Annotated in this window: 6 protein-coding genes and 1 pseudogene; all 7 read right to left on the reverse strand. The window is 31.8% G+C overall.

The annotated features are described in order from the left end of the window. Positions 1-439: 439 nt before the first annotated feature. Positions 440-1576: a glycosyltransferase gene (locus tag A5844_RS02720; protein ID WP_086283691.1), complete on the reverse strand. Its 1137-nt coding sequence runs from the start codon at positions 1574-1576 to the stop codon at positions 440-442. A gap of 69 nt (positions 1577-1645) precedes the next feature. Further along, positions 1646-2836, reverse strand: coding sequence for a glycosyltransferase (locus A5844_RS02725; protein ID WP_086284071.1), 1191 nt, complete (start codon positions 2834-2836; stop codon positions 1646-1648). After that, positions 2833-3957: a non-hydrolyzing UDP-N-acetylglucosamine 2-epimerase gene (gene wecB / locus A5844_RS02730; protein WP_086283693.1), complete on the reverse strand. Its 1125-nt coding sequence runs from the start codon at positions 3955-3957 to the stop codon at positions 2833-2835. The genes A5844_RS02725 and wecB overlap by 4 nt, the downstream gene beginning before the upstream one ends. Positions 3958-3960: 3 nt before the next feature. After that, positions 3961-5070, reverse strand: coding sequence for a capsular polysaccharide biosynthesis protein CapF (locus tag A5844_RS02735; RefSeq protein ID WP_086283695.1), 1110 nt, complete (start codon positions 5068-5070; stop codon positions 3961-3963). Continuing rightward, positions 5067-6089: a polysaccharide biosynthesis protein gene (locus tag A5844_RS02740; RefSeq protein ID WP_086283698.1), complete on the reverse strand. Its 1023-nt coding sequence runs from the start codon at positions 6087-6089 to the stop codon at positions 5067-5069. The genes A5844_RS02735 and A5844_RS02740 overlap by 4 nt, the downstream gene beginning before the upstream one ends. A gap of 2 nt (positions 6090-6091) precedes the next feature. After that, on the reverse strand, positions 6092-6967 hold the full coding sequence (locus A5844_RS02745) for a glycosyltransferase family 4 protein (RefSeq protein ID WP_373419200.1): 876 nt from the start codon (positions 6965-6967) through the stop codon (positions 6092-6094). A 51-nt stretch (positions 6968-7018) separates the two neighbouring features. Continuing rightward, positions 7019-7105: pseudogene (locus A5844_RS14495) on the reverse strand (sugar transferase); the annotation flags it as partial. Positions 7106-7169 lie beyond the last annotated feature (64 nt).

Here is a 7169-nt window from a genome sequence, read left to right on the forward strand (position 1 = left end):
CCATATATCTTTCACTCGTAAGAACCTTTTTTTATCTGTTGAACCCACATAACAGATTCGCAAATTTTTACTGAATACATTTTTCCTTACAGTAACATCATTTACCGTATTAAATATAAGGACACTTTTGGAATATAATTTCGTGTCAATCAATCGATCTAATTGCTGTCTACTCACACACCTGTCTCTTATACACATCTAGATGTGTATAAGAGACAGGAGTGAATATAATGTTTTTAGAGATATTTTTTTATCTAAAAGTATTTTCATTATAATAATTCCTGATGAAAATACTGCTAAAAAAACCTTTAAATACACATAAGCAGATAAATCTTGAGTACTAGTAGAGTCAAGTCTCAGAATAGAAGCAAGAATAACATATAATTGATCAAAAATAAGATAAATAAAAACTAAATAATTAATCATTTCTCCTCCTTTCTTAAATATTCAAACTTTGGTAAGCGATATTTTTATAAGACAGCTCACGTTTTTTTTCTTTAGTTCCTTCAATAAGTTTCGTTAGCATATCATTATTTCTTAGAATTGTTTCCACAGTTTTAGCTATTGTAACTTCATCTGTATTCGATAAAAATATCCCATTTTTATCGATTAAATGTTCTGTACTTCCATATTTTTTCAGTATAAGCGGTAACTCACATCCAATCGCATCTTCTAGTAATGTCGTATGTTGAGAATTCCAAATTCCAACGTCGGAAAAGCATAGTACCTTAAGTGTGTTTTTCCGATCTTGCCAACCTATAAAAATAATCCTAGGATCTTTAGAAACCAAGTCCATTAAGGTGGGGTCTATAAGTGAACCAAATAAAATTAAGCAAGTTTTTTTTTCCTTGACTTGCATAAATGCACGAATCAGAACATCTGTTTCCTTAGCATAGCTCATTTTACCTCCATGACAAAAAACAATAGAATCTTCCGATAATTTATTTTCTCTTAAGAATTTTATTTTATTCTTTTTATTTTGCTCATTGTCTACAGGAATTCTTTTTATATCTGCCCCAATCGGTAATAAAGATATTTTCAAAGGATCTATTCCAAGTTCTTCAATCATAAAGGTATTACGATCAGGTGTTACACCAAAAAATTTATCTACCTGTAATGATACATTTTTTAACAATAATTTCCAAAAAAAATTATAATAAAATAAACGCCATAATCGATTCCTACCTGAAATCATTAAATCTGCATGATTATCCATAACTAATATTGTGTGTGGATGTCTCTTCTTATATTTTGAAACTGTGAGTATTGATGGCGCAGTCACTGAATGGTGAAATATATAATCAGGTTTTTCCTTTTCTAATTCTTCATAAAGGTTTTTAAATACAACAAACCTTTTAGGGAATTCCCCTTTTATACCTATACGTCTAACTAAAAACGAATTTTCAACAAAATCCCCCAAGGGTTCAACCCTACTTTTTGTTTTATCAAATCCATATTTTCTTGTTGAAGTCAGCATTACAACATCATGCCCTAAATCTTTTTGATATTCAGGTAAAATATTTTCTTGATAACCATATCCAGGATCAAAAAACTGATGTATGTGTACTATTTTCATCTACTTTCATCCAATCCATTATAAGATATAAAAAAATTAAATCTCTTCCTTTTTTCAGTTCATAATTAATTAATTGTTTATCCACTTACTACTTTTTTCTTTGCTGAGTAGATTATTAAATAAATTTAGATATTTTCTATAAGCTGTTTCTTTACTATAAAATTCTAATGGTATTTTTTTTTTCACGTTGAACCATTCATCTTTGTGTTCAATAGAATAAATGATATCATCAATGTTATTTATAACAATCCCTTTACCTTTGATTACTGTTTCAGAGGTTCCTCCCACATTTGTAGTTATTACTGGGATATTACAAGCTTGTGCTTCTAAATTTGTTGTAGGATAATTATCTTGCTTTGTTGGATTAACAAAATACGTTGCCGTTGAATAAATTCTTCTTAATTCGTCAATAGAGTTTGTTTTATTGACTACTTCTATCTTCTTATTAACCTTTTCTTTCACACTGCCAACCAAGATAATTTTGTATTCATTAGAATCCAAAATATCCGCTAATTCATTAAAAACATCCAAGCCCTTTAAAGAGTTCCAAAAGCTAGCAACTCCAAGTATAACTTTTTTTTCTAAAAAACTTTTCCTCATATCCGGATAGAATTTATTTAAGTCTATACCATTATTAATTACTTCAAAAGAATATTTTTTTAGAAATGTTTTTCTTGCGGTTTGAGCTAACCAGTTAGATGGGGTTACAAATTGTATTATTGGAATTTCTAATAAAGCTTTTTTCTTTCTGTGATAGTTTCTTTTTTCAAAGTTTACATAAGATTTAGGATACTCTCTTTTAGTATTTACATCTTTGGGTTTGAATATGGGTACTCCATTATCATTTAATTGAGGATGTGCAGAATGACCAGAAAATAGCCAACCATCATGTAGTGTCCATATTATTTTTGCTTTAGTTTTAGATAAATATTTGCATAATATCTCCAAGTTTAAGAAATAGCCATGTATGTTATGAATGTGTATAACGTCTGGATTATATTCTTCTATGAAACGAATAAACCTTTTAGTGGCATATCTTGATGAGAAGCCATGATTATCTAAAAGTCGAGTTTCAAAAACATGACAACAGTTATTAAATTTACCACCAATTTTGTAGTTTCTATATTTAACAGGGGCTTCGCCTCGTCCATAAGCTATAATACATTCATGTCCTTGCTCGATTAATATATCATACAAATCAGTACAAATTCGACCTGTACTTCCTATACCACAGACTGAATTTATTAATAAGACTTTCACCTCCTCCACACCACTCTCTTCACATAATCTGTATAAGATAGAATGATTCGTAATACTTTATCCGAAACATTTGGCATAGAATAGTCTTCAACATGTCGTAAAGTATCTTTTTCTTGTGTTTCCAAGACTTCTAGTCCTTGCATGATTCTTTCTTTTTCCAATCCTACCATCATAACACTTGCTTCCTCCATTGCTTCTGGACGTTCATGTGCTTGACGGATATTTAAAGCTTTAAAGTTTAAGATGGAAGATTCTTCACTGATTGTGCCACTATCACTTAATACAGCTTTTGCATTGATTTGTAGTTTATTGTAATCATTGAATCCCATTGGTTTCATTGTTTGGATCAATTCATGGAATTTAATTCCTTTTGATTCGATCATCTTCATTGTGCGTGGGTGAGTACTGATAATAATTGGTAATTGATATGTTTCAGCAATCGTATTTAAACTATCTACTAAATTCAAGAAGTTTTTTTCTGAGCTAATATTTTCTTCACGATGAGCGGAAACAACAAAATAGTTTCCCTCTTTCAAACCAAGTCGATTAAGAACATCAGATTTTTGGATGTCTTCTTTTCTTGAATTTAAAACTTCAAACATAGGGCTTCCTGTTTTAATGATGCGATCAGCAGGCAATCCCTCACGTAGTAAATACTCTCTTGCAATATCACTATATGTTAAGTTGATATCAGCTGTATGATCAACAATTTTCCGATTAGTTTCTTCAGGTACTCGTTGATCGAAACAACGATTTCCTGCCTCCATGTGAAAAATAGGAATCTGTCTTCGTTTAGCAGCAATCGCACACAAACAACTATTCGTATCACCTAGTACTAAAAAAGCATCAGGTTGAACTTCCGCTAAAATAGGATCAATCTTGATCAAAATATTTCCAACTGTCTCAATCGCTGTACCAGTTGCTGCATTCAAAAAGTAATTAGGTTTTTTCAATTTGAAGTCTTCAAAAAACACTTCATTTAATTCGTAATCATAGTTTTGGCCAGTATGGACGAGAATATGCTCGATTGCCTCTGATTCTTCTAATTTATTTAAAACAGCAGATAAACGGATGATCTCGGGACGTGTCCCAACTACTGTCATCACTTTTAATTTTTTCATTCTTTAAACCTCCACATAATAGGTGTCAGGATGCTTAGGATCAAATGGTTCATTTACCCACATAACAGTAACCATATCTGTAGTTCCTAGGTTTTCAATATTATGGGTATACCCGACTGGTATATCAACAACTTCTAATTTTTCACCAGAAACAAAGTATTCGATGACTTCATCAGAATTGATATTTCTAAAGCGTATCACACCTTGACCACTTACGACTAAAAACTTTTCATTTTTTGTATGATGCCAGTGATTTCCTTTTGTAATTCCAGGTTTAGAAATATTAACCGAAACTTGTCCTCGATCTTTCGTTCTTAAAAATTCAGTAAAGGAACCTCGATCATCCACATTCATTTTTAAAAAGTAGGAAAAATCATCTTCAGGTAAAAAGCTTAAATAAGTGCTATATAGATTTTTCACAATTCTTCTATCAAGTTTAGGAATGCTTAAATCTGTTCGGCTATTTTTAAAAGAAAGAATTAGATCTCTTAATTCACCGACAGTTATTTCATCTGACTCTCGAACAGTACAGTATCCATTTTCTTTATAGGGTTTTCCTTGTAAACAATGAAGTAACTCTTTGACTACATCATCAATATAACAAAGCGCAATATGAGCTGTTGGATCATTGACTGTCACTTCTTCATTTCGCGCAATCTTATAACAGAAAGTAGCTACTACTGTATTGTAATTAGGTCGTGACCATTTTCCGTATAAATTTGAAAAACGATAAATATATACAGGCGCACCTGTTTCTTCTTGATATGCTTTTAAAAGATCTTCTCCAGCTTTTTTACTTTTCCCATAAGAATTATCAAGTGCCGCTTGGATAGATGAAGAAATCATGACAGGACAAGTATTATGATGTTCCTTTAGCTTTGATAATAATTCTGAAGTAAACCCGAAATTTCCTTCCATAAATTCCGCATCCTCTTTTGGCCGATTTACACCAGCTAAATGAAAGACAAAATCTGCTTTTGCACAATATTCATCTAATAAATCCTTAGGTGTGTCTATGTCAAAGCTAAAAATAGTTGTAACACCTTCATTTTTCAACTCAGCAATCAAATTTTTCCCAACAAAACCATTTGCTCCAGTCACTAAAATATTCATCGATTCTGCCACTCTTTCAGTTCTTTTTTCACATAATCTAATTCCATGAGTCTTTCTTTGATTTCTTTTACAGATAAACGTTGGGTATTATCTGAGTTGTATTCACCTTCACGAGTTAATTCTTTACTACCTTCCACAAAATATTTATCATAATTCAAATCACGAGTATCTGCTGGTACCCGATAAAAATCGCCCATATCTTTGGCTACTAGATACTCTTCTTTTGTCAGAAGTGTTTCATAACGTTTTTCCCCATGACGTGTTCCAATCACATGGATATCATTATTTACGTCAAATAGTTCAATAATTGCTTGAGCCAAATCACCAACCGTTGATGCTGGAGATTTTTGTACCATAATATCACCAGCTTTTGCATGTTGAAAAGCAAAAACAACAAGATCCACAGCCTCTTCTAGGCTCATTAAAAAGCGAGTCATTCCAGGATCTGTGACTGTCAATGGTTTACCAGCTTTGATTTGTTCGATAAATAATGGGATAACGGATCCACGAGATGCCATGACATTCCCATAGCGTGTCCCACAAATCGTTGTACTTTCATCAGTAACTGTTCTTGCTTTAGCCACAAATACTTTTTCCATCATAGCCTTTGAGATTCCCATAGCATTAATTGGATAGGCTGCTTTATCTGTTGATAGGCAAATCACTTTTTGGATTTCCATCTCAATAGCTGCTGTCACGACATTATCTGTTCCCATAATATTTGTTTTGACAGCTTCCATAGGGAAAAATTCACAAGAAGGTACTTGCTTGAGTGCAGCTGCATGAAATACATAATCAACTCCATGCATCGCATTTTTCACACTATTGATGTCACGAACATCTCCAATATAAAATTTCAATTTATCATTATTATATTTTTTTCTCATGTCATCTTGTTTTTTTTCATCACGAGAAAAAATACGGATTTCTTTTATATCAGAATCCAAAAAGCGTTTCATTACTGCATTACCAAAAGAACCAGTACCACCAGTAATTAATAAAATTTTATCTTTGAACATCTCTATTCCTCCAAGACTAAATTTACTAAATCAACGTATTTTTCTAACAGTAAATCTTTCGTATATGAATCTTTAAACATCTTTTGGACATTCATGCTCATTGTAGTTAATTGTGTTTTATCGTTTTCAAGTGATATCAGCCATTCTACTAAGGGTTCTATTTCACCATTTTCAATTGCAAGGCCTGCATTATTTTTATAAATTTCTTTCGAAACATCAGTATTTTTATCCATAATGGCAATTACAGGTTTTCCTGATTGGTAATAACTGTAGGTTTTACTTGGAACAGCAAGACCAGAAATATCCTTTTCAAGCGAAACCAAAAATACATCTGTAATATTTAAAGCATCTTCAAAATCGACACCACTTAAATAATCAAACATTATACTATTAGATAATTGTTTTTGTTTAATTAATTCTTCTATTTTTTCTCTTTTATTTCCGTGTCCTGCAAAAAGAAAACAAATATTTGATTCCCTTATACGTTCATCCTTTATTATTTCCAAAATTGTATTTATATCTTGTGCAGTTCCCATATTTCCAAAATATGAAACAACTAACCCATACTTTGTCCTAATATTTTTAAATATTGTCGATTGTATTTCAGAACATCCTAGTTCTTCGGTTGCCCAGTTATGAATCACGCTCACTTTTTCAGGTGGAATACTGCGATTATTTAAAATATATTTTTTCATATCTTCAGATAAGGCTACTACGTGAGATACTTCCCGAAACAACGTCTTATTTATTTTTTTCATTACTTTAGCTATAAAGCTTTCATTACCTATAGCTTTCATCTTTACTGCAATTTCAGGATATAAATCGTAAGTAACAAAAATAATCTTACATTTGAATAACCTTCTCGCCAGTAGTGTCACTAAAGGTAGTATGGGAGCTGTCTCTTATACACATCTAGATGTGTATAAGAATCCAGGACGAATATCATTAGCCTTGTATTTATCACGTTCTTCAATAAGATCATACTGGTTCCAAAGAGCTGGTCTAGGACCGATAACTTATACACATCTAGATGTGTATAAGAGACAGGTCTAGGACCGATAATTGCCATATCACCTTTTA

It is taken from the genome of Candidatus Enterococcus wittei, from assembly GCF_002140175.1.
Taxonomy (GTDB): Bacteria; Bacillota; Bacilli; order Lactobacillales; family Enterococcaceae; genus Enterococcus_B; species Enterococcus_B wittei.